1 protein-coding gene is annotated in these 1,118 nt (G+C 61.4%); it reads left to right on the forward strand.

Features of this window, described 5'->3' with window-relative positions; translation table 11 throughout:
* Positions 1 to 1,109: IS4 family transposase (locus tag IHV84_RS20175; RefSeq protein WP_198848163.1), on the forward strand; the 1,109-nt coding region annotated here is incomplete at its 5' end.
* Between the last annotated feature and the right edge of the window lie 9 nt (positions 1,110 to 1,118).

Here is a 1,118-nt window from a genome sequence, read left to right on the forward strand (position 1 = left end):
TGGAGCTGGCACTGCCTGGGCAGCACAATGAACCCATCAGCTCCAGCGCGCTGAGCCAGGCGCGCCAACGGCTGGGCAGTGAGCCCCTGCAATGGCTGTTTCGCCACACTGCTGCCCATTGGGCGCACCAGCAGGCCGCTCGCCACCGCTGGCAAGGCTTGGCGCTGTACGCATTGGATGGCGTGGTCTGGCGTACCCCCGACACACAAGACAACCGCCAGCACTTTGGTTGCCAGCGCAACCACGCAGACCACCAAAGTCCCTTCCCCCTGGTGCGCATGGCCTGCTTGCTCGATGCCAGAGCTCGTTTATTGGTAGATGCCAGCCTGGATGCCTACGACACCAGTGAGTACGCATTGGCTGAACGCTTGTGGCCGAAGTTGCCGCCTGACTCGCTGGTGATTGTGGACAAAGGGTTTTACTCGGCAAGTCTGCTGTGGCCGCTGCAACACCGCCAGGGACGTCACTGGCTGATCCCTGCGCGTGCCGGACTCAGGGGCGAGGTGGTGCAAACGCATGGCCCTGGCGATGTGAGCTTGCGCATGAAGGTCTCGCCCCAAGCTCGCAAGAAAGACCCCGGCTTGCCGCTCACGTGGGAGGTGCGCGCCATCACCCGTGAACTCGATGGCAAACCCAGAACCTTGTTCACGTCCCTGATGGATCCGGCACGCTACAAGGCCGAGGAGGTGTTCGCGCTGTACCACGAACGCTGGGAGATTGAGCTGGCCTATGGAGAGATGAAGACGGACATGCTGGGCCAGGCGATGACGTTGCGCAGCCAGCAACCCGATGGGGTCAAGCAAGAGCTGTGGGCAACCTTGTTGATGTACAACCTGATCCGCTTGGAGATCACGCGCATCGCAGACGAGGCCAAAGTGCAGCCCTGTCGCATCAGCTTCATCACGGCGCTGCGCTACATCGTGGATGAGTGGCTGTGGAGTTCAGGATCACACACCCCTGGGGCCATCCCGGCCAAGCTTGCGGCCATGAGAAAGAACATCCGCCGCTTCGTGCTGCCGCCTCGCAGATCCCACAGGCGGTATCCGCGTGAGGTTCGTATGACCAAGACCCAGTATCCCGTCAAAAAAATGCCGCTCAGACTTAACTGAGCGGCATTG

Source organism: Acidovorax sp. IB03 (assembly GCF_016406015.1).
GTDB lineage: Bacteria > Pseudomonadota > Gammaproteobacteria > Burkholderiales > Burkholderiaceae_C > Acidovorax > Acidovorax temperans.